This window comes from Bacillus cereus group sp. MG4, assembly GCF_040460055.1.
Taxonomy (GTDB): Bacteria; Bacillota; Bacilli; order Bacillales; family Bacillaceae_G; genus Bacillus_A; species Bacillus_A wiedmannii.
Map to the genome: position 1 here is coordinate 4,291,544 of NZ_JARVGZ010000001.1, position 20,553 is coordinate 4,312,096.

A 20,553-nucleotide genomic window follows, 5' to 3' on the forward strand; every position below is an offset into this window, starting at 1 on the left:
CTTTATATTTGCCATGGCCAAGGACCTTTGCTCCATTCCCAAGGTGCATTAGAGTAGCTGTTTCCAAACTGTTGGAGTGGCCCGTATTTTTCTTCTATCTTTTGTTTTAATACTCTCCGCTTATAGGAAAAGTCATTAAATTGATTAATAGCAGCAGTGTCGTCTGGATGTGTATCTAAATAAAGAGTGAGTTCGACTAGTACAAAGTCAAGTTCTTGAAGCTCCAGTAAAAGTTGATAGTATTCTTCTGGTAGCGATTGAGTCACGTCAGTAGTCACCGCCCTTTTTTATAAGGATTTTCATAATAATCATAAAAAACAGGCCATAAAGTCCCTTTTTGGAGCGCTTCTTTTGGCGTGAATTGCGGTAAGTTTGGCGGTTGAAAACCTAAAAATAAATTAGGAGGAGTAGAATAATATTTTTTTCCGATAGGAGGGCAAGGATCAAGAGGACTATGATAGGGCACGAATGATCGCATATATTTATTCATGAATAAACCTCCTTAAATGTTCATTACTACGTATTGTATTCAGACATAATGAGCATTTATGACACATATAAAAAAGTAATAGGTACGGGGGGAATGAATGTGGAGACTGTGAAACAGTTCATTGTATTGGAAGTGAAAAACTTAAAGGAAACTTTGTATTTTTACGAAGGGATTTTAGGAATCAAACCTAGTTTAGAAAGACCACAAATAGATGTAACAGGGGTTTGGTATGATGCTGATTCAGCGAGAATTAGTTTTGTTATGAATCGCATGTTGGGTGGACAGGAGAAGAGTGTTATGAATTCATGTGAGGTTATAACATTTTCGATTTCTAACATAGAGAAGTTAAAAAAGAAGCTAGCATTTTATGAAATTTTATATACAGAAAATAAACGTGAGAAGAGTATTGTAGTACAAGATCCCGATGGATATAAACTTGAAGTAATAGAAAAGGATGAATAAACGGAGGGGATTTAGTGGAGAGGAATTATGAAGAAAGTGCGTTATTTGAGCATCAATTTTGGCTAAAAGTGCTAAGTGATCACTCGCAATTTTTACTTGATGCGTTAGCTCCAAAGGAAAAAGAGGATATAAAAAAAGCTACTTACTTTGTTGAAACATTTAAGAATTTGTTAAATAAAGTTCAGAATGTGAATCTGATGGCATTCTCAAAAGAGGCAGAACAAGCTGCTAAGGAAATTCGGACGTTTAAATTAAATGTTATACAGAAGCAGTTGGAAGGGAAAATTACCATTCATTTTACGCCAACTTTTATTAATCATATGGTAAACGAAGTGGAAGAGTATATAACGGTTTTAGAGTTTTTGAAGAAAGGGGAAGTTCCACCTGTTTTTCATGAATTGCATTATCATCTCGTTTGGTTAACGGATGCAGCTGGTCATGCGGGCTCTATTTCTGGTGGGTTAGATCTCGTTGAAAAAAGATTGAAAGAGAAGAGTGAAGAATTTACGAAGCACTTTGAACAATTTTATTTGAAGGCAGTTGAAATGACAGGGTATTTAAGAACAGAGCTTCATCATTTTCCTGCATTAAAGAAGTTTACAAAAGATGTTTCACTTGAATTGAAATTATTTTCGCATTTTTTACATGAAGTTGAAGAACTGGAGTTATCAAATGAAGTATTAAGTGTATTATCAGCTAGAATGGCAGATCATATGGCAAGAGAAGAATGTTATTATTTATTAAAATTAGCTCAATCAGCTGGACTGGAAATGCCGAAATGTAATCCGCTTTAAAGAACAAGAGGTCAATTTTATTTGGCCTCTTGTTCTTTTTTATTTTCTCTTTTTATTTTTGCTTGTTCAATACTTGCCTGTAATGTCTCCATAATATTAATGATGTTTGGAGCTGGAGAGATTGTTTCAGTTTTTTCCTGTTGTTCAATTTTATCTTCGATTAATTCGGTAAGAGCTTCTTTATACTCATCTGTATACATTTCTTGTTCAAAAGGATTTGTAAGATGGTGGATTAAATTAATTGCTGCGGTGAGTTCTTGTTTTTGGATAGGATAATTTTCGTTACTTGGTAAGTTAGGTGTATTTGTTATATCGCGAATTTCATTAGGGTAGTGGATGGTTTGTAACATAAGTCCATCTTCAAAGTTACGGATAATAGCTAAGTGTTGTTTTTTTCTAATAGAAATATGAATAAGCCCAAGTTTATTTGTACGTTCAAGAGCTTCTTTTAATAATAAATATGATTTTTCATGTCCTGGGGTAGGGCCTATAAAATAAGAGCGGTCATAAAGAACAGAATCGATTTCGTTATTTTGAACAAAAGATATAATCCGAATGGATCGTGGTTCGTGAGCTTTTTGCAACGCAGCTAATTCTTTTTCATCAATAATGATGTATTTATGAGGTGCGTATTCATAGGCTTTTACAATATCTTTATCATCAATTTCTTCATCCGTACAATCAGGAGCAAATTTTTTGTATTTAATAGGTGTTAAGCATTCTTTATGGAGACTTAAAAACTTTATATCGTTTTCTTCTACGGCGCTATATAGTTTAATTCCTATATTTAATAGTCCAAGTGAAAGTGCACCTTTCCATACGGTATGCACATGAAATTCCTCCTTTCATTTAAAAGAATGAGTATGTATATTATGAGGTAGTAAGAAATTTCCTATACGTTTTTTGTTTTTACGGAAGGGTAAGCAGGAGGGATTGGGATATAAATTATATTGACAAGCCCTCCAAAATATTTTAATGTGATTGTATAAAATTGTGTATATAAAGGGGAGTAACTTATTACAGTAAAGTCGTCATTACAGGGAGAAACCCTCGGCTTTATTGGCAACGTTTCGTTGTTAGTGAGACCTTTACCGGCACTGGTAAAGGCCCCTTATTGTCTTTTTTAGGACCCTTACCATATTTGGTAGGGTCCTTTTTGTATACAAAGAGAGGAGAAATAAAAATGAAAAAACTTATTAGTAGATTAAGAGTTGTATTTCATGTTCGCCGTTTCGTTCCATTTTTATTTGACTTTTTTACTTCAAAAGAGGTTTCAATAAAGAAGAAAATTTTATCTGTTGCTTTTTTAGTTGGGTATGTTGCGATGCCGTTTGATTTAATTCCAGACTTCCTGCCGTTTATCGGTATTTTAGATGATATTGGAATTGTGTTATTCATTTTGAACCGAATTGTAAAGATGGCGCCAGTTCAATTACAAGAAAAGCATAATGTAAACGTAGGATAGGAGTTAAAAATATGGAGCAAATTATTTTAGATATAATCGAGTTTTTAAAGCAGTTTTCTTATTTTGGAGTTGTGTTAGCATTAACGTTTGAATTTATTCCAGCAGAAGTAGTTTTGCCCATGGTTGGATATTGGGTATACGAGGGTGATATGAATTTTTGGCTAGCTGTATTAGCTGGAACACTGGGGGGAACGACAGGACCATTAACGCTATATGCCCTCGGTTATTACGGTGGTCGTCCTCTATTAATAAAATACGGAAAATACTTCTTTATTAAAGAAGAACAAATTCAAAAAGCAGATGATTTCTTTGAGAAATACGGACCGGTTGTAGCATTTGTTGGACGCTTCGTTCCAGGAGTTCGAACACTTATTTCCGTTCCATGTGGTATGGCGAAAATGAACATATGGAAATTTAGCATATATACATTTGTAGCAATGTTCCCGTTAACGACGTTGTATATTTATTTTGGGATGAAATTAGGTCCGCATTGGGAAAAAGCGGCGGATGTTGTTGGGCAATATATGCTACCGATATTAGGAGGCGTTCTGCTTATCGTAGCTAGTATCTTTATCTATAAATTTATGAAAAAACGAAATAAAACTGAATCTATCTAGTCATTGGTACTGAAATTTGCATATTTTTTGAAAATAGATGAATAGTACAGGCAAAAGACTCTGAAGGACATACACATATAGGGAATATAAAAGAGAGAGGGGAAACAACTATGTCTTGTGAGTGCTCAGGGTCAGCATTAACTTGTTGTCCAGATAAAAATTATGTACAAGATAAAGTGTGTAGTCCGTGGTCTGCTACTGTAGTTGCAACAGCAATTGATAATGTTCTCTATACAAATAATATTAACCAAAACGTAATTGGGACTGGTTTTGTTAAATATGATGTTGGACCAGGTCCAATTACTGTAGAAGCACTTGATTCTACTGGTACTGTAATTGATACACAAACATTAAACCCAGGAACGAGTATTGCTTTTACGTATCGCCGCTTTGATAGTATACAAGTTGTGTTACCTGCGACACCTGCTGGAACGTATCAAGGAGAATTTTGTATTACAACACGTTATCCGCTTTCATAGCAGAATAGGAGAGGATCGAAATGGGAATGAGAAGTTCCGGTTTGTCTTGTTGTTCTAATAAAACACTTGTGCAAGATCAAGTATGTACAGACTGGTCTATTACAGGTGCTGGTACTCAAATTGTATATACGAATAATATTACGCAAGAAGTATATGGTTCAGGTTACGTGAAATATGATGTAGGTGCGGCTCCGATTACAGTTGATTTTTTAGTAGGTGCTACAGTAGTTGACACAATTACTGTACAACCACAAAGTAGTGGTACTTTCACTGTACGTTATTTTACGACTGTTCGAATTACTACAACAGGAACAACTGTTAATCAAGGCGAGTTTTGTATTACAGTACGTTATCCGATTTCATAAAAAAGCATACCGTAAATGGTATGCTTTTTTAATTAAGAAAGTAATGAAATTGGTATTCTATAAGCAACATGTAAACTGGCAACAGTACTTGCCTTCTAAATATAGTGAAGGATTATTTTGTATATTAGTAATACTGACTGACTGTAAATTTTTTCCTGTGTACGATATTGTATTACCAGGAAACACAGTGAAAATATTGGTTACTGCTCCAACGATTTCAATTGTAATTGCTTCTGTGCTGCTAGTACTATTGTAAACCGAGACAGTGCCTGATATAAGTAGTATCCCATCACTCTGCCACAGTATCATCGATTGTGATGCACCTTTGGCAGAGGGAATGGTGTTATTCGTTATGAGGAAATTTCCTGCAAATTCATTGATTACTCGCTCGCAATTTGGATTTGGAGGAGGGGTCGGTGGACAAGGGTCTGGGCAAATGATAGACAAAGGAGCAAAACAGCCAATGTTTTTTTTATTCTTCAATACAACCCCCTCCTTTTTAAGTAGTCTTTTACTACTATTAAATGTAGAAGCATGGCCGATGTGTTAAAAAAAGAAGAAAATGTTAAAAATTAAGATTGTCTAATAGGCTTAAAGCTTAAATTATTATTCATGTTATAGAAAAGATTATATGTGAATAGACATGTGAAAAGAATGCTCAGACTCTTTTAGACAAAAAGTGGTTGTATAAGATAATACAAGGAATGTTGGACTTCATTTTTAATTAACTATATATTTACAAAAATCCAATAAAATTCATTTGTTATTTAAACGACATTAACATGTTTTAGATAAAATAGCCCTTGTAATGAATCAATTATTATGAGGAGGATTCACGTGGAAAGAACAGCTTTACGAAAAGTAAGAGGTCTTATTGGATTATTAATGGTTTTTGTATTAGCATTCGTATCATTTCCGTGGAGTACATCAGTCAAAGCAGAAGAGAAGAAGCAAGAAAAGGCACCAAGTGAAAAGAAGATAGTTTTTCCAGTTGTAAGTGATGTACATATTAAAAATAGTGGAACGGATGATACGTTTCGCTGGAAACGAGCAATCGAGCAACTCAATACACTTGCACCTAAACAAGATGCGTTCGTAATTGTGGGAGATTTTACTGATTCAGGATCGGTACAACAATACGATCGTTTCATGCAAGTATATAATGAAAATGCAAACAAAGATGCAGTACGAATGAATTCTCTAGGAAACCATGATTATTGGAACGGTTTATCTGTAGAAGGAGCACAGAAGCGTTTCTTAGAAAAGACAGGAATGGAATCAATTTATTATCATAAAGTGGTGAAAGGGTATCACTTCCTTGTTATGTCTCCAGAGGACGGGACAACTCATGGATATTATTCAGACAAGCAAATTAATTGGTTAAAAGAAGAAATGGCAAAAGCACAAAAAGATGATCCAGAAAAACCAATTTTCGTATTTTTACACCAACACATTAAAGAGACAGTTTACGGTAGTCATGAATGGGGAACAAAAGATAGCGCAAAAATTAATGCGGTATTAAAAGAATATCCGCAAGCTATTACGTTTTCAGGTCATTCGCATTATCCGTTAGATGATCCAAGGTCGATTCATCAAAAAGACTTTACATCAGTTGGTACATCTTCTGTAAGTTATATGGAAGTTGAAGGTGGTAAAGTACAAGGGAATATACCGCCAGGAGCTAGTACATTAAGCCAAGGTTTATTAGTAGAAGTAGATGATAAAGAAGTAACAATTAATCGCCGTGATTTCCATACAAATTCTTGGACAGGCGAGCCTTGGAAAATTAAATTACCATCAAAGAAAGACACATTTACACATGTAGAAGATCGTGATAAAGAGAAGCCATACTTTGCAAAAGATGCGAAGTTATCGGTATCCAATGTAACAGAAAATGCAGCAACAGTAACATTTATGCAAGCATTGGACAACCTTCTTGTTCATTCTTACCGTGTACAAGCGAGAGATAAGCAAACGGGAGAAATAAAGAATAAATTGTTAGCATTCTCAGAGTTTTATCGTGATCCAGTGCCGAAAGAACTGACATTTACGCTTGCAGGACTAGATGGTGGGAAAACATATACACTGGAAGTCGTTGCGATTGATTCATTCGGCAATGAAAGTGTACAACCATTAACGGCAGAAATTACTACGAAAAAAGATAATATTGACCCGAATGTGAAAGTACCAAAGGCGGATGTTTTTGATGTGAACTTTGCAGATGGTACATTTAAAGACAATTCATCATTTGGTACAAAAGGTGATGTTAAGGGTAATGTGACTATTGAATATGATAAAGCATTGAAAAAGAATGTTATGAAGCTAAACGGAAAAGCAAATACATTTGGATACCTTCCATTTTCAGCAGCACAAAAAGAGAAAGTAGCAAATACGTTTACGTTAGAAACTGTGTTTTCAATGAATGAAATCCGTGGGCAAGGTATTTTACAAAATACAGAGAGCGGCGGAATTGGCTTTGAATCTACAGGAAGTGGTTATGTAGAATTATGGGCTCATATTGGCGGTAGCTATAAGCGTGTTGGCGTTCAATTAGAGGCAAATAAAACGTACCATTTAACTGGAACGTATAATGGAAGTGAAGTAGCCATTTACGTAGATGGTAAAAAAGTAAATAGCCAACCAGCTACAGGGAAAGTATATCACCCGAACGTACCATTTGCACTTGGTGCAGATCCAGATAGCAACGGGAATGGTGGTATTCCGTTAAATGGACAAATTGCGCTTGCGAAATTATATAGTAAAGCGTTAAGTTCTTCAGAAGTATTAGCAGCGTATAATGAGTTTTCTAATCGTACAAAATTAGAGCAAGTAAACGCGTTATATGAAGAGCTTGGAAAAGTAAAAGAAGTGTTAGCTGGTACGTATGAGTTTGGTGACAAACCAGGTCAATATTCAAAGGAAGCATTTCAAGCATTAGAGAAAAGCTATAACACTGCAAAGCAAGCATTTGAAAATGTAGGAAGTACTGGAGAGCAAATCGTTCAAGCGTATAACGAATTAAAAACAGCTAATGTAACATTTATACAATCTAAAGTAGCAGAAGAACAACCGAAAACACCGAAAGAAAAATTACAAATCAATATTGAAACTGCAAAAGCAGTGGTGAAAAAAGCGCAAGCTGCAAATGTAACGGATGGTTCAGTGAAATCATTGAGTCAAAAAATTACAGTGGCAGAAGCTGTATTAAAAGATGCGAAAGTAAAAGATGCACAAGTAGAAACGATGAATCGTACGGTGGAATATGTGATTTCACTCGTTGAAAAAAGCATAAACAAATAAGAGAGAAGAAAAAGAAGCTTATCATGATAGGCTTCTTTTTTGTTATACTAAAAATAGTATAGAATGAAGGAGCGAATAATTTGGAAGAGAAAAAGCTAAAAAGAATTCTTGAATATGTATGGATCGCGGTTGTGCTCCTTGTAGGATATTATTTCTTAAAAGAGAAAAGTATATGGGTTCTATTTTTAATGACGTTTTTATTAGCGGGTTTAGGCACGTTATTTATTAATTTCTTCTTTGATAGTTTAAATGCATGGAAGAAGAAAAAGAAGGGAACGAAGTAAAGGAGGGAATATATGCAAAAGTGGAAGCTTATATATCAGGTGATTATTTTCCTATTGCTTGTAGGTATTGGCGTTTTTAAATATGCTACACCGATAGGAAATTGGGCATCGTTTACAGCTTGCATCGGCATATTTTTCATTTTACAATCGTTAACGAAAAAATATAATAATACAGAAAGATAGCTCACCGTTTTATCGGCGAGCTATTTTGTTATGCTTTTTTCTCTTCATCATTTGTTCTTTCAGTAGCTAAATGGCTATGTTTTCTAGAGTAGAAGAAATAGAAGCATAAGCCGACTAGAAGCCAAACTGCAAAGCTTATCCATGTCGTTTTAGACAAATTGATCATCAAATATAAACAGCAAAGAATTGCAACAACTGGTAATACAGGTACGAAAGGTGCGCGGAATCCACGTTTTAAATCAGGATGTGTTTTTCGTAAAATGAGTACTGCGCAGCAAACGAATGTAAAGGCTGTTAGCGTACCGATGTTTACTAAATTCGCTAGTAAATGTAAGTCTAAAAGTCCTGCTAATAAAGCGGCAACAACACCAGTGATCCATGTGTTTAATAAAGGGACTTTTACTTTTTTATTTACACGTGCTAACGCTTTTGGAAGTAAACCGTCACGGCTCATCGCATATGACACGCGAACTTGTCCATACATAACGACTAAGAGGACGGTTGTCATTCCAGTCATCGCACCAACAGCAAGTAGTCCTGCAATGGTATCTTCACCAACGAAATGTAAGGCAAACGCAACTGGATCAGAAACATCTAATTGTGTATAAGGAACCATACCTGTTAAAACGAAAGATACGATCATATATAAAACAGTACAAATAAGAAGGGAACCGATAATGCCGATTGGTAAATCGCGCTGTGGTTTTTTCGTTTCTTCCGCAGCGGTTGCGATTGCATCAAAGCCTAAGAAGGCGAAGAATACAGTGGCAGCTCCAGTAATGATACCGTCGTATCCGAACGGAATGAACGGTGTCCAATTTTCAGGTTTTACATATTTTGCGCCTGCTACGATAAAGGCGATAATAACAGCCAGCTTGATAAGAACCATAATATTATTAATGCGTGCGCTTTCGCGTATACCGAAACTTAAAAGTCCCGTAATGAGTAGTAAAATACAAACAGCCGGTAAATCGATAATGCCGCCTTTTCCTACGCCAGGGGCCGAGGCGATTATGGTGGGCAGATGGATGTTAAATCCTTGTAGTAAAGATTGTAAATAACCAGACCAACCGACAGCTACTGCCGCGACTGCAAGTAAATATTCGAGCATTAAACACCAGCCAACGATAAAAGCGACGACTTCTCCGACTGTCATGTATGCGTAAGTATACACACTTCCTGAGACAGGAATAGAAGAAGCAAATTCGGCATAACAAAAGGCTACACAAGCACAAGTAAATGCAGCAATAAGGAATGATAGCATAATACCAGGACCAGAATGTTTCGCTGCGACAATACCTGTTAATACAAAAATCCCTGTCCCAATTACGGCGCCAATTCCTAAGAAAGTTAAATCAAGTGCCGTTAATGTTCTATCTAACTGCCGTGGTGATTCAGTACTAAGCGGTTTTTTTCGTAATAATGACTTCACTTTGGACTCTCCCCCCGTTTTTCATTTCCATAACTGCGAATATAGTATGAGCCCACTAGAAAAGAGTATGTAAGTAAATGGAGGTACAGTTATGGTGTCTAGTTTTTAAAATTGCTGGATTAATCTTAATATAATTCAGAATATTTTGTCAAATAAAAATGTGACAAATAAAATGCGAATGAATAGGGGAAACTACTGGCAGGAATGGACGAGGGTTAACGGAGTGATAAAACCACTCATTAAAGTTTCACTTTATAAAGTAGGAGAAGATGTTATGTTATTTTATTTTGAACTTGTCGTCATTTTACTTTGTACGAAATTAGCTGGTGATATTAGCGTGAGACTTGGCCAGCCTTCTGTACTTGGTAAATTAATTGTCGGTATTATTATCGGTCCTGCTGTGCTTGGTATTATTAATAGTTCTGAATTGATTGATGAACTGAGTGAAATTGGTGTTTTACTACTTATGTTTATGGCAGGGCTTGAAACAGATTTAGAAGAGTTAAATCGGAATTTAAAATCTGCATTCGCAGTAGCGATGGGAGGAATTATTTTCCCATTCCTTGGTGGGTATTTGGCAGGACTTGCGTTTGGCATGTTACAGTCGCATGCGATCTTTTTAGGATTATTACTTTGTGCCACTTCCGTTAGTATTTCTGTTCAAACACTAAGAGATTTAGGGAAAATGAATACGAGAGAAAGTACGACGATTTTAGGGGCAGCTGTATTTGATGATGTAATTGTTGTTATTTTATTAGCATTTGTGATGAGTTTTTTAGGTACACAAGATGTAAATGTAACGCTTGTCATTGCAAAGAAAATTATCTTTTTTGTAAGTATCGTTTTCATCTCTTGGAAAGTTGTTCCATGGATTATGAAAATGCTCGTACCACTTCGCGTAACAGAAGCGTTAATTAGTGCGGCTCTTATTATTTGTTTTTCTTTTTCGTATTACAGTGAAATGATGGGGATTGCAGGTATTATTGGGGCTTTTGCAGCAGGGATTGCCATTTCTCAAACAGAGTACAAGCATGAAGTAGAACATAAAATTGAACCGATTGCTTATGCGATATTTGTACCGGTGTTCTTCGTAAGTATTGGAATGGAAATTACATTTCAAGGTATCGGAAGCCAGATTTGGTTCATTATCATCATGACTCTTATTGCGATATTCACAAAATTAATCGGATCAGGTTTAGGTGCAAGATTGACAGGATTCAACCTGCAATCTTCTATTAGTATCGGTGCGGGGATGGTTTCGCGTGGAGAAGTGGCGCTTATCATCGCAGCGAATGGACTTGCGGCGAATTTATTAGCGAAAGAAAATTTCACAGCGATAGTTATTGTTGTTATATTAACGACGATTATTACGCCGCCGCTTTTGAAAAAATATTTTGTATAGTGAGGAAGAGCTTATCTGATGTAGGTAAGCTCTTTTTTTATTGGAAAAAGCAATAGTCGTATAGCGTGAATAGGTTGTAATTATGGTAAAATCTACGTATATGATAAGTCGAGGGGAGAAAAAGTGTGAGGATTACAAAGGGGAAGGTTATCGGTGTAATGATACTTATTGCGCTATGTATACCATTTACTGCATGGAAAGAGTCAAAAGTGAAAGACTTTCCTGTGTCTATTTTTTCTTCCTATGTAGAAGACGAAAACCCGAAAGATTATAAGTACACTGCTTTTGTACCTGACTTTGCAATTTGGATACATGGATGGGAAAAACAGCGATCTGAAGGTGAAATAACGTCATATAAAAAAGGGGATCGAACTGTAATTGTTCACCATCCACCTGGTAATGATGGTTTTTATCTATATGATACAAATGATATTAGAGAATATACGCAACCGTAAGAAGTGGAGGTTAAATAGTGAAAGCTTCAACGTTACTATTTAAAATTGAAAATAATATGGATCAATTTTCACCAGCTGAAAAGAAGGTTGCCATGTATATAATGGAGAATGCAGAGATTGTTCCAAACTTAACGACGAAAGAAGTGTCAACGAATGCAGGCGCAAGTGAGGCGAGTGTTGTTCGCTTTTGTAAATCGATTGGGATTGGGAGTTTTAAAGCATTTAAGATAGCGCTCGTTCGTGAATTAACGATTGCTGATTATAATATTAACGATTTTTCAGTGATGAATACGGAAGATGGCCCGTATGATTTGTTTAATAAAGTTACATATGTGAATAAAGCTGCAATTGAGGCGAGCGTTACTGCAATAGATAAAAAGGAACTTGAGAAAGCTGCAGATCGTATTGTAAATGCAGATAAAATTATATTTTACGGAGTAGGCGGATCAGCTACTCCGGCGATGGACGGGGCTTATAAATTTACAAGGCTCGGATTTACAGCGATGACGCTATCTGATTTTCATATGATGTTGCCGCTTGTGACGAATTTAAAAGAGGGCGATATATTTGTGGCGATTTCAACATCTGGTCGAACGAAAGATGTGCTTGAAATGGCGCAATATGCGAAGAGACAAGGTGCAACTGTTATTGCGATTACAAAGCTCGATCAATCATCACCGTTATATAAAGAGGGCGATATTCGTCTTTGTATGCCAGATGTAGAGCAAGATCATCGTATTGCAAGTATTGCTTCAAGAATGACGCAATTGAACATGATAGATGCTCTATATGTGATTACTTTTAATCGTATTGGGAATAAAGTGTTGGATCAATTTATGGAGACAAGAGAAGAAGCTTTGCGGTTACGGAAGTTAAAATGAGAAGATGGGGAAACCCATCTTTTTTTGTATACTGCCATAAAGTGAAACTTTAATAAGTGGGGGTGTTCATCCCCCACTTATTATCAGCCCTCACCAATCGGACTTTTACAGGCAGTTGATCCCCCACCTATCTTCTTTGCTTTCGCTGAATTTGAGATGGGGATCTTACTGCCAGTTAAAGTGGGATAAATTCGTCATGAAGAGAAATAAAATTTCATAAAATAATAAAGTAGTGTTGATTTTAAATTTCTTGAAGTTATAATGAAAGTATGAAATTAAATTTCAAAGTGGGTGATAATATGTTAGAAAATTTATCGACAGAACATCGTAATGAGAAGACGACGAATTTAGATGAGATGAGCATAAAAGAAGTTCTGCAAAGTATGAATGAAGAAGATCGAACTGTTGCGTTAGCAGTTGAAAATGAAATAGAAGAAATTGAAAAGGTTGTAGGTGTTGTTATTAAATCCTTTGAAGATGAGGGCCGCTTAATTTACATTGGGGCTGGTACGAGTGGCCGTTTAGGTATTTTAGATGCGGTGGAATGTCCGCCGACATTTGGCACAGATAATAAAATGGTGCAAGGGTTTATAGCAGGTGGATCGAAAGCGTTTACTAAGGCGGTAGAAGGTGCAGAAGACCGCGAAGGGTTAGCAGAAGAAGATTTAAAAAGTATTGGATTAAACGAGAAAGATACAGTGATTGGAATTGCGGCAAGTGGTCGAACTCCTTATGTCATTGGCGGTTTGAAGTACGCGGCTAGCGTCGGAGCGAGCACGGCGAGTATTTCTTGTAATAAAAATGCTGAAATAAGTAAATATGCAAAACTAAATGTGGAAGTAGAAACAGGCGCAGAAATTTTAACAGGCTCAACGCGTTTGAAGGCTGGTACAGCGCAAAAATTAGTACTTAATATGATTTCAACAGCTTCTATGATTGGTGTGGGGAAAGTATATAAAAACTTAATGGTAGATGTTCAATCTACAAATGAAAAGTTAGTAGAACGATCAAAGCGAATTATTATGGAAGCAACAGGGGTTAGTTATGAAGTAGCAGCAGAGTATTATGAAAAGGCAGAACGTAATGTGAAAGCTGCGATTGTTATGGTGTTACTACAGTGTGAGTATGGGGAAGCACTGGAGAAATTAAAAGAAGCGAAAGGGTTTGTGAAGAAGGCACTATAAAATAATAGGGAGGGGGATTCTATTATGAAGAAAGAAGAGAGAATGGCCAAAGAAATATCAGAGCAACTTGGGGGGAGTAAAAAATATTCGTGGCATTGCTCATTGTATGACGAGACTGCGATTAACGCTTCATGATGAAAGTAAAGTGAATATGGACCTTTTAAAAAAGGTTGAAGGGGTTATGGGCGTTATTGAAGATGAGACGCTTCAAGTTGTTGTTGGCCCAGGGACAGTAAATAAAGTAGCAGCCGAAATGGAAGGCTTAACAGGACTGCGAATTGGTGAGGTGGCAGATCATCACCTTGAAGACCTTGGGCAAGAAATGAAGTCAGAGATTAAGAAGAAAAATAATACACCAGTGAAAAACTTTTTAAGAAAAATAGGAAGTATTTTCATTCCGTTAATTCCTGGTCTTGTGGCGTCAGGTATTATAAACGGGGTCGCTAACTTTGCGAAAAACGCAGGTGCTGATCCGAATGCAACGTGGCTACAAATGCTATTACTTATTGGCGGCGGTATCTTTACATTCTTAGGAATTTTGGTCGGCTGGAATACAGCGAAAGAGTTTGGCGGGACACCAGTTCTTGGGGCGATTGCTGGTATTTTAATTTTTAACCCAGCGATGGCGAACGTAAAATTATTCGGTGAAGCGCTCGTACCCGGACGGGGCGGATTGTTTGCAGTTATTTTTGCAGCATGGCTTATGGTTGTAGTAGAAAGACAAGTTCGAAAAGCAGTGCCAAATGCAGTTGATATTATTGTAACGCCGCTTATTACTGTGTTAGTGGTGAGTATCGTAACGATGTTAGCCATTCAGCCGGTAGCAGGTTTCTTATCTGAAGGAATTACAAGCGGAATTAATGGTATTTTAAGTATTGGCGGCGCATTTGCTGGAGCAGTGCTTGCTGGAACATTTTTACCTCTCGTTATGGTCGGATTACATCACGGTTTAACACCAATTCATATGGAGTTTATTAATCAAACGCACGTAACACCTTTATTACCAGTACTAGCAATGGCTGGGGCTGGGCAAGTAGGAGCAGCGATTGCGATTTTTGTAAAAACAAAAAACAAACGACTTCGTAACGTAATTAAAGGTGCATTACCAGTTGGATTTTTAGGAATTGGCGAACCGTTATTATACGGGGTTACATTACCACTTGGGAAACCGTTTCTTACAGCTTGTTTAGGTGCAGCAGTTGGCGGTGCATTCCAAGCAGTTATGAAAACAGCCGCACTCGGAATCGGTGTATCAGGATTATCATTAATTCCGTTAATTGCTGATAATAAATATTTATTGTAACTACTCAGCTTCCTCAGACAAAAAAGCATGCTAAATACATGTTTCCAATTCGAAAACATGAAAAAAAATATGCCCATAAGAGAAAGAATCTAGATCGAATCGAGAATTTCTCTTATGAAATCGTGCAATTCCAAGGAACCGTTCCGGTTTCTATAACCTGACCTATCGCTTGTAAGACAGATTGTTTTTGTTTTTTCATGGTGCTTATAAAGCTTCGTATCTGACAAAAAGATTCTGCGCCTTTCTTACTTCGAAACGTTCCAGACACTTTCTGTTTGACTTTCGTCATTCGAATATCCCGTTCTGCTTGATTGTTATCAAATGGAATGTCTGGATGTTCTAAAAATGCTAGAATTCTGTCAGCATATTTGACGAAGCGATTCCATAAATTTTGAGCAGGCGTCTGTTTTCCTTTCTTTTTTGGTTCTGAAGAAAATACTTGTTTTTCTTTTAATATAGCTTGATAGGCAGTCGACAGATTCTCTTGCTCTGCTTTTGGCAGGAGTCCTTTGTATTGTTTTTTTAGCGTTAAGGCTTGCGTTAAAAACTCCTGCATCTGTTGTGCCCATTTTTCTCCGGTACTATCTATAATTCCTTGTAAATCTCGTAAGAGGTGGGCATTACATAATACGTGACGACAATCTGTATACGCATCATATGATTTCCAACCATCATGCATCGCGATTCCAGAAAAAGACGGCAAGATTTCTCCAGCATCCATTGCTTCTTTTCCGCGTTTTTGATGAATATGTTGCAATGTCACCTCCGGTGTACTGGCAGTATGTAACCATTGTGTTTTATTTTCTACACGCATACTGGTTTCATCAAAATGGACAACAGAAGACTGAAGGATCTGGTCTTTTACTTCTTGGAGAAAAGGCTGCAATTGAGCCGAAAAACTGTTTGTATGATTGACTAACGTTCCTTCACTGATAGAATGTCCAAAACAATCTTGAAAGAATTCTTTTGTTCTTTTTAAAGAAAGACACTGATAATGCGTTAAATAGGGGATTAGTCTTTTTATATTTGGACCATATTGAACAGGACGAGAGACAGTAGAAGGAAACTGGGATTCTTGAATAGAATGGCAATGTGGGCATTCTTTTTGTTCCACTTTATGTTCCGTCACTTCTATCTGGATAGGTGGTAAATCATACACTTGGCGAATGCGGTATCCTTTTACAGGCTCATGGTCTAAAGAAGTATAGCAACAAGTACAATAGGTAGGAGAATATGTAATTGTATGGTCTGGAGTCGCTGTCAAACCAAGAGTATGTCCTTTGTGGCCCAACTGGCCACCGGTTTGACGCTGGGATGATTTTCGCAAACTTTTTGTAATAGGCTTACGAAAACCATCTGTAGAGGGTGGTTTATGACTATTTGTAGAGTTTTTTTTTGAACGATTTTCTAATTCTTCTATACGCTCTTTTAAATTCTGTATTTGACTTTCTAATTGATGAACAAAATCGCAAATAGCTTGAGGTCCCTTTTGATAGACAGCTAGAATTTCTTGTTTTTTCAACATAAATACCACCTCCTTGTATGATATATCTAGTATTCACACAAAAAGTACATATCAGACTAGTAAATGAAAAAAGCCTCCGTGAGGAAGCTGAGTAGTTACTATTTATTATATTTCCTTGGATTAGTAGTGGCATATACGTTCGGATTCATCTTTACGTACTTCTTCGGATTCAAAGAAGAAATGGCAGAAAACATATAGAGAAAGGGATTCCTTTCTCTTTTTCTATTCATAGAAAGGGAGATTTATATGATAGGAGTTTCAATTTATCTTGCAAAAGAACGAGTTAAGAAGCAAGAAGAGTGGCTAAAAGTGGCGAAGGAAAACGGGTTTTCATCTATTTTCACATCACTTCATATACCAGAGGATGATCCTGGTACGTATAAAGAGTTAATTCAAATACTTGGGAAACAGGCTCTTGAAAATGAAATGGAATTAATGGTCGATGTTTCTCCAAAATCGTTACACCATTTAGGAATGACGTACGAAAATGTCGAAGAGTTAGTAGACTGGGGCATTACTGGTTTACGAATGGACTACGGCATCACGCCGAAAGAAATCGCACGCGTATCTCATAAAATGAAAGTAGCTTTAAATGCGAGTACGATTACAGATTCATTTTGGAAAGAGTTAATCATAGAAAATATAAAAGTAGAGAATGTGGAAGCTTGGCATAATTTTTATCCGCGTCCAGAAACAGGACTAGCAAAGTCCTTTTTACAAAAACAAAACGAATACTTACATGAGTGCGGAATAAAAACGATGGCATTTATTCCGGGAGATGGTGAAAAACGAGGTCCGTTATATGAAGGCTTACCAACGTTAGAAAAGCACCGCAATATGCGCCCGCTTGAAGCGTACTTAGAACTTGTACAAGGTTGTGGTGTCGATAAGGTGTTAATTGGGGATATAAGCGGAAGTCTAGAAAGTGTACAAGAGATCGCGAGTGCGAGCAGAGGAATTATTCCGCTGCGGTACAAATCGTTTATATCTGATAAGGAAGCATTAAAAGTGGTGGAACGAGTGCATACAAATAGACTAGATCCAGCTCGTGATGTCATTCGTTCTGTAGAATCGCGAGAAGAAAATAAAGTCGTGTTACAGCCGGTGTCTACCATTTCAAGAAAGAAAGGCAGCATTACAATTGATAATGAATTGTACGGTAGATATGCAGGAGAGATGCAAGTTGCCACACATGATTTACCTGCAGATGAGAAAGTGAACGTTGTTGGAATGGTTGTGGAAGAAGACTTGTCTTTATTGCCGTATGTTAGCGCTGGAAAAATGTTTCAACTTTTTTGTGCGATAGAGTAAAAGCTTGAATTAGCGCTACTTTGTAAGAAAACATTATCCGTAAAAGGGATAATGTTTTTTGTTTTCTTAAAAAAAGTATTTGACGAATGAAATGAAATACCGTATTGTTTTGACTTGTAAATAAAAGTTCACCATAACAAAACAAAAAGGAGAGTTTAAAATGAACCAATATATTGGGAATTTAATTATTCGTATTGTGTTAGGAGTAACGTTCTTTGCACACGGTTTAGCGAAGTTTCAATCAGGTATCGATAACGTAGCAGGATGGTTTACAAGCATCGGCTTACCAGGTGGTCTTGCATATGGCGTAGCAACAGTTGAATTAGTTGGTGGTATATTATTAATTATCGGTTTAGGCGTAAGATATGTAGGATTGTTATTCGCTCTTATTTTAGCTGGAGCTATCGTAAAGGTAAATGGAGCAGCAGGTTTATTAGGAGATGGAAAGAATCCAGGATATGAATTAGATCTTGCATTATTAGCAATGGGTGCGTATTTATTTGTTGTAAAAGCAGAAGGATATGTAGATCGTTTCGTAAAAGAGAAAGTAATGAAAGCGAAGTAAACTTATTTATAAATTGTTGACTTGAACCATTGTTGTAACTATAATAATTACAACTAGTAGATTAAGAATAAAACAATTTAAATATTTTTTCACACAAGATGTAACATTATTGGTTACATCTTGTGTGAAAAATAAATAAAACGGGAGGAAGTAATATGCCTAAATCAAATTTAGAAATTATTCGAAGCACGTATGAAGGGTCAGCTTCTTCAAATGCAAAACATTTAGTAGAAGCCCTCTCTGAAAAAGTAGAATGGACAGAGGCAGAAGGATTTCCATACGGGGGAACTTATATAGGTGTAGAAGCAATAATGGAAAATGTATTTAGCCGATTAGGATCAGAATGGGGTGATTATAAAGCGAGTGTAAATACGTACCATGAAGTAAACGAAAAAGATGTAATTATTGCTGAAGGTGTTTATTCAGGGGTTTATAAAGAAACGGGAAAATCATTTGAAGCAGAGTTTGTTCATGTATGGCAACTTAAGAACGGAAAAATTGTGAAGTTTAAGCAGTATGTAGATAGTCATCTTGTTAGGGAAGCGATGAAGAGCTAATGCTTTTTAAATGGATCGTAGGTATATGCATTACAATTATAGTAATTTTCTCGTCTATAGTTGGCGGAAAGAAATTGCTTGCATATGTGGAAAAAGAAAATAAAAATATTCAAACCCAGCAAGTGGCAAACGAAAAAGAGAAGAAAGTTGCAGAAGAATTTCCACAAGTTAGTGAAGGTGAAATTATTTCTACTATGCACAAAATGGTACACCAAAAGGTAAAATCCTCTGAAAAATGGGGATTTGTAGAGATGACAAAAAAGGAAATTTCTAATGTAAAAAGAGATATTGAAAATAGTACAGGTTTTCAATATAAAATGAAGTTATTTTCTATTATAAATAGATGGGAAAAAGGAGATTTTTCTCAAACTGTTGAGGAGCACAACTTTTTATGGAGACTTCAAGGTGGAGATACTGGCAAGGCAACTGAACGTTTATCACCAGAAGAGGAAAAGCAGTATATAAAAGAAATGAAGAATAAATAAAAACATCGCCAACTCAGATGACGATGTTTTTTCATTAAGAATGTTTTCGCATTAAAGCTCTAGTTGGCTGAACAGTAACCGTTTTGAAATGAGAAAATAAATAACATCCCGTCACAACGATCATTGTCCCGAAAATTTGTATCCACGTTAGTTCTTCTCCGAGGAAAAGGAATGCTAAAATAGCTGTGAAAATTGGATTGAAGTTTAGAAAAATACCGGATGTCGTAGCCCCTAATTTTTGCACGCCAATATTCCAGAACACCATACAAAGAACTGTGGAAATAAGCCCAGTATATAAAAGTGATGTTAGGAAAGAAGTATTTATGTTTGTAACAGTGAAGCTCCCTATGTTAAAGGGCAGTAATAGAATAACGCCGAAAATTCCTGAGTATAATGTTGCCATGAGTGGTGTCGTTGTTTTTGTTGCCCATTTACTACAAACAGAATAGATTCCCCAAATACAAACAGCCGCAATCATCCATAAATCGCCGCTATTAAAATGTAGTGAAAATAAAAGTGCAAAGTTACCTTTTAATAGGACAAGAATAACCCCAAAGAATGAAAGAACCATGGATAGGATTTGAAGTGTATTTACTTTTTCTTTTAGAAATAAAACAGAAAATAATGCAATTGAAATCGCATTTAATGTAGAAATAAGCCCTACATTCGTTGCGGATGTTTTTTCTAGTGCTAAAAATTGAAAGATGTTAAAAAGAGCGACCCCTGAGATCCCCATTAGTATTAACGGAAGTATTGCGGCACGAGGTGGAATGATTTTCTTTTCTTTAAACCATACGATCGGTAATAAACAAACGATCGCAATCATCCATCTTAAACTTGTAAGTGTCATCGGAGACGCGTGATTAACGAGCGATTTTCCAACGACGAAATTTCCTCCCCATAATAAGCTCGTTAATAATAGTAAAAAGACATAAAAATAAGGCATATTAAAATCCCCTTTGTTGTAATCAATGTGAATTGTAAATAATTTTAGCATTTTTCTTTATTATGTAA

25 protein-coding genes and 1 pseudogene are annotated in these 20,553 nt (G+C 36.3%); 19 read left to right on the forward strand and 7 right to left on the reverse strand.

What is annotated here, in order from left to right; genetic code table 11:
- Positions 1-2: 2 nt before the first annotated feature.
- Positions 3-266, reverse strand: coding sequence for a spore coat protein CotJB (locus tag QCI41_RS22465; protein WP_141539209.1), 264 nt, complete (start codon positions 264-266; stop codon positions 3-5).
- Between the two features lie 8 nt (positions 267-274).
- A complete protein-coding gene (locus tag QCI41_RS22470) occupies positions 275-490 on the reverse strand; it encodes a spore coat associated protein CotJA (RefSeq protein WP_001046257.1) in 216 nt (71 codons plus the stop codon).
- A 48-nt stretch (positions 491-538) separates the two neighbouring features.
- Between QCI41_RS22470 and QCI41_RS22475 the strand changes: the two genes are divergently transcribed.
- Together QCI41_RS22475 and QCI41_RS22480 are read left to right on the forward strand one after the other, a co-directional pair.
- On the forward strand, positions 539-952 hold the full coding sequence (locus QCI41_RS22475; protein ID WP_353836646.1) for a VOC family protein: 414 nt from the start codon (positions 539-541) through the stop codon (positions 950-952).
- Positions 953-966: 14 nt separating this feature from the next.
- A complete protein-coding gene (locus tag QCI41_RS22480; protein WP_353836645.1) occupies positions 967-1,746 on the forward strand; it encodes a DUF2935 domain-containing protein in 780 nt (259 codons plus the stop codon).
- 17 nt (positions 1,747-1,763) lie between these two features.
- On the opposite strand, the gene ku is transcribed toward QCI41_RS22480, so the two are convergent.
- Complete coding sequence (ku, locus tag QCI41_RS22485) at positions 1,764-2,576, reverse strand: non-homologous end joining protein Ku (protein WP_353836644.1); 813 nt, start codon at positions 2,574-2,576, stop codon at positions 1,764-1,766.
- A 353-nt stretch (positions 2,577-2,929) separates the two neighbouring features.
- On the opposite strand from ku, the gene QCI41_RS22490 reads away from it, so the two are divergent.
- From QCI41_RS22490 to QCI41_RS22505, 4 genes are all read left to right on the forward strand, one after another.
- Positions 2,930-3,211: a YkvA family protein gene (locus QCI41_RS22490; protein ID WP_016117206.1), complete on the forward strand. Its 282-nt coding sequence runs from the start codon at positions 2,930-2,932 to the stop codon at positions 3,209-3,211.
- An 11-nt stretch (positions 3,212-3,222) separates the two neighbouring features.
- Positions 3,223-3,828, forward strand: a complete 606-nt coding sequence (locus tag QCI41_RS22495) for a DedA family protein (protein ID WP_097844526.1) — start codon at positions 3,223-3,225, stop codon at positions 3,826-3,828.
- A 110-nt stretch (positions 3,829-3,938) separates the two neighbouring features.
- Complete coding sequence (locus tag QCI41_RS22500; protein ID WP_353836643.1) at positions 3,939-4,307, forward strand: DUF3992 domain-containing protein; 369 nt, start codon at positions 3,939-3,941, stop codon at positions 4,305-4,307.
- Between the two features lie 20 nt (positions 4,308-4,327).
- Positions 4,328-4,672 (forward strand): DUF3992 domain-containing protein, encoded by a 345-nt coding sequence (locus QCI41_RS22505; RefSeq protein WP_000525802.1) that lies wholly within the window; start codon positions 4,328-4,330, stop codon positions 4,670-4,672.
- Between the two features lie 57 nt (positions 4,673-4,729).
- Here the strand turns inward: QCI41_RS22505 and QCI41_RS22510 are convergent, their stop codons facing one another.
- On the reverse strand, positions 4,730-5,119 hold the full coding sequence (locus QCI41_RS22510; RefSeq protein WP_353836642.1) for an S-Ena type endospore appendage: 390 nt from the start codon (positions 5,117-5,119) through the stop codon (positions 4,730-4,732).
- On the opposite strand from QCI41_RS22510, the gene QCI41_RS22515 reads away from it, so the two are divergent.
- The 4 genes from QCI41_RS22515 (at position 5,025) to QCI41_RS22530 (ending at position 8,439) form a co-directional block, all read left to right on the forward strand.
- Positions 5,025-5,222 (forward strand): hypothetical protein, encoded by a 198-nt coding sequence (locus tag QCI41_RS22515; RefSeq protein WP_353836641.1) that lies wholly within the window; start codon positions 5,025-5,027, stop codon positions 5,220-5,222. The genes QCI41_RS22510 and QCI41_RS22515 overlap by 95 nt on opposite strands.
- Before the next feature lie 287 nt (positions 5,223-5,509).
- Entirely contained in the window at positions 5,510-7,972 is a 2,463-nt protein-coding gene (locus QCI41_RS22520) for a LamG-like jellyroll fold domain-containing protein (protein ID WP_353836640.1), read from the forward strand.
- An 80-nt stretch (positions 7,973-8,052) separates the two neighbouring features.
- On the forward strand, positions 8,053-8,256 hold the full coding sequence (locus QCI41_RS22525; RefSeq protein ID WP_000391504.1) for a hypothetical protein: 204 nt from the start codon (positions 8,053-8,055) through the stop codon (positions 8,254-8,256).
- A 12-nt stretch (positions 8,257-8,268) separates the two neighbouring features.
- On the forward strand, positions 8,269-8,439 hold the full coding sequence (locus tag QCI41_RS22530) for a hypothetical protein (RefSeq protein WP_001174844.1): 171 nt from the start codon (positions 8,269-8,271) through the stop codon (positions 8,437-8,439).
- 28 nt (positions 8,440-8,467) lie between these two features.
- Here QCI41_RS22530 and bcaP read toward each other — a convergent pair whose 3' ends face one another.
- On the reverse strand, positions 8,468-9,871 hold the full coding sequence (gene bcaP / locus QCI41_RS22535; RefSeq protein ID WP_353836639.1) for a branched-chain amino acid transporter BcaP: 1,404 nt from the start codon (positions 9,869-9,871) through the stop codon (positions 8,468-8,470).
- Between the two features lie 178 nt (positions 9,872-10,049).
- Between bcaP and QCI41_RS22540 the strand changes: the two genes are divergently transcribed.
- The 5 genes and pseudogenes from QCI41_RS22540 to QCI41_RS22560 form a co-directional block, all read left to right on the forward strand.
- The gene (locus tag QCI41_RS22540) at positions 10,050-11,273 is read left to right on the forward strand and encodes a cation:proton antiporter (protein WP_353838811.1); all 1,224 of its coding nucleotides are present in this window, start codon (positions 10,050-10,052) and stop codon (positions 11,271-11,273) included.
- Positions 11,274-11,398: 125 nt separating this feature from the next.
- Positions 11,399-11,728: an outer surface protein gene (locus QCI41_RS22545; RefSeq protein ID WP_353836638.1), complete on the forward strand. Its 330-nt coding sequence runs from the start codon at positions 11,399-11,401 to the stop codon at positions 11,726-11,728.
- Between the two features lie 17 nt (positions 11,729-11,745).
- Positions 11,746-12,609, forward strand: coding sequence for a MurR/RpiR family transcriptional regulator (locus QCI41_RS22550; RefSeq protein WP_353836637.1), 864 nt, complete (start codon positions 11,746-11,748; stop codon positions 12,607-12,609).
- Positions 12,610-12,908: 299 nt separating this feature from the next.
- Positions 12,909-13,793 carry an N-acetylmuramic acid 6-phosphate etherase gene (gene murQ, locus QCI41_RS22555; RefSeq protein ID WP_353836636.1) on the forward strand — a complete coding sequence of 295 codons (885 nt, stop codon included), beginning with the start codon at positions 12,909-12,911 and terminating at the stop codon, positions 13,791-13,793.
- 24 nt (positions 13,794-13,817) lie between these two features.
- A pseudogene (locus tag QCI41_RS22560) lies at positions 13,818-15,093 on the forward strand (PTS transporter subunit EIIC); the annotation flags it as partial.
- Positions 15,094-15,208: 115 nt separating this feature from the next.
- Here QCI41_RS22560 and tnpC read toward each other — a convergent pair.
- Entirely contained in the window at positions 15,209-16,621 is a 1,413-nt protein-coding gene (gene tnpC / locus QCI41_RS22565; RefSeq protein WP_353836036.1) for an IS66 family transposase, read from the reverse strand.
- 246 nt (positions 16,622-16,867) lie between these two features.
- Here tnpC and QCI41_RS22570 point away from each other — a divergent pair, with 246 nt between their 5' ends.
- The 4 genes from QCI41_RS22570 to QCI41_RS22585 all read left to right on the forward strand — a co-directional run bounded on the left by QCI41_RS22570 (position 16,868) and on the right by QCI41_RS22585 (position 19,539).
- Positions 16,868-17,932: a DUF871 domain-containing protein gene (locus QCI41_RS22570; protein WP_353836635.1), complete on the forward strand. Its 1,065-nt coding sequence runs from the start codon at positions 16,868-16,870 to the stop codon at positions 17,930-17,932.
- Positions 17,933-18,092: 160 nt separating this feature from the next.
- On the forward strand, positions 18,093-18,497 hold the full coding sequence (locus QCI41_RS22575; RefSeq protein ID WP_001077749.1) for a DoxX family protein: 405 nt from the start codon (positions 18,093-18,095) through the stop codon (positions 18,495-18,497).
- A 155-nt stretch (positions 18,498-18,652) separates the two neighbouring features.
- The gene (locus tag QCI41_RS22580; RefSeq protein WP_353836634.1) at positions 18,653-19,054 is read left to right on the forward strand and encodes a nuclear transport factor 2 family protein; all 402 of its coding nucleotides are present in this window, start codon (positions 18,653-18,655) and stop codon (positions 19,052-19,054) included.
- Positions 19,054-19,539, forward strand: a complete 486-nt coding sequence (locus tag QCI41_RS22585; protein ID WP_353836633.1) for a PRK06770 family protein — start codon at positions 19,054-19,056, stop codon at positions 19,537-19,539. The genes QCI41_RS22580 and QCI41_RS22585 overlap by 1 nt, the downstream gene beginning before the upstream one ends.
- 34 nt (positions 19,540-19,573) lie before the next feature.
- Here the strand turns inward: QCI41_RS22585 and QCI41_RS22590 are convergent, their stop codons facing one another.
- Entirely contained in the window at positions 19,574-20,485 is a 912-nt protein-coding gene (locus QCI41_RS22590; RefSeq protein WP_353836632.1) for a DMT family transporter, read from the reverse strand.
- Positions 20,486-20,553 lie beyond the last annotated feature (68 nt).

Excerpts from the sequence above, each read along its gene's own strand:
- QCI41_RS22585 (WP_353836633.1), top strand. The coding sequence starts at position 19,054 with ATGCTTTTTAAATGGATCGTAGGTATATGCATTACAATTATAGTAATT.
- QCI41_RS22530 (WP_001174844.1), top strand. The coding sequence starts at position 8,269 with ATGCAAAAGTGGAAGCTTATATATCAGGTGATTATTTTCCTATTGCTT.
- murQ (WP_353836636.1), top strand. The coding sequence starts at position 12,909 with ATGTTAGAAAATTTATCGACAGAACATCGTAATGAGAAGACGACGAAT.
- QCI41_RS22580 (WP_353836634.1), top strand. The coding sequence starts at position 18,653 with ATGCCTAAATCAAATTTAGAAATTATTCGAAGCACGTATGAAGGGTCA.
- QCI41_RS22495 (WP_097844526.1), top strand. The coding sequence starts at position 3,223 with ATGGAGCAAATTATTTTAGATATAATCGAGTTTTTAAAGCAGTTTTCT.
- QCI41_RS22470 (WP_001046257.1), bottom strand. The coding sequence starts at position 490 with ATGAATAAATATATGCGATCATTCGTGCCCTATCATAGTCCTCTTGAT.
- tnpC (WP_353836036.1), bottom strand. The coding sequence starts at position 16,621 with ATGTTGAAAAAACAAGAAATTCTAGCTGTCTATCAAAAGGGACCTCAA.
- QCI41_RS22570 (WP_353836635.1), top strand. The coding sequence starts at position 16,868 with ATGATAGGAGTTTCAATTTATCTTGCAAAAGAACGAGTTAAGAAGCAA.
- QCI41_RS22490 (WP_016117206.1), top strand. The coding sequence starts at position 2,930 with ATGAAAAAACTTATTAGTAGATTAAGAGTTGTATTTCATGTTCGCCGT.
- QCI41_RS22505 (WP_000525802.1), top strand. The coding sequence starts at position 4,328 with ATGGGAATGAGAAGTTCCGGTTTGTCTTGTTGTTCTAATAAAACACTT.
- QCI41_RS22575 (WP_001077749.1), top strand. The coding sequence starts at position 18,093 with ATGAACCAATATATTGGGAATTTAATTATTCGTATTGTGTTAGGAGTA.
- QCI41_RS22475 (WP_353836646.1), top strand. The coding sequence starts at position 539 with ATGAGCATTTATGACACATATAAAAAAGTAATAGGTACGGGGGGAATG.
- QCI41_RS22540 (WP_353838811.1), top strand. The coding sequence starts at position 10,050 with ATGAATAGGGGAAACTACTGGCAGGAATGGACGAGGGTTAACGGAGTG.
- QCI41_RS22515 (WP_353836641.1), top strand. The coding sequence starts at position 5,025 with ATGAGGAAATTTCCTGCAAATTCATTGATTACTCGCTCGCAATTTGGA.
- QCI41_RS22590 (WP_353836632.1), bottom strand. The coding sequence starts at position 20,485 with ATGCCTTATTTTTATGTCTTTTTACTATTATTAACGAGCTTATTATGG.
- QCI41_RS22500 (WP_353836643.1), top strand. The coding sequence starts at position 3,939 with ATGTCTTGTGAGTGCTCAGGGTCAGCATTAACTTGTTGTCCAGATAAA.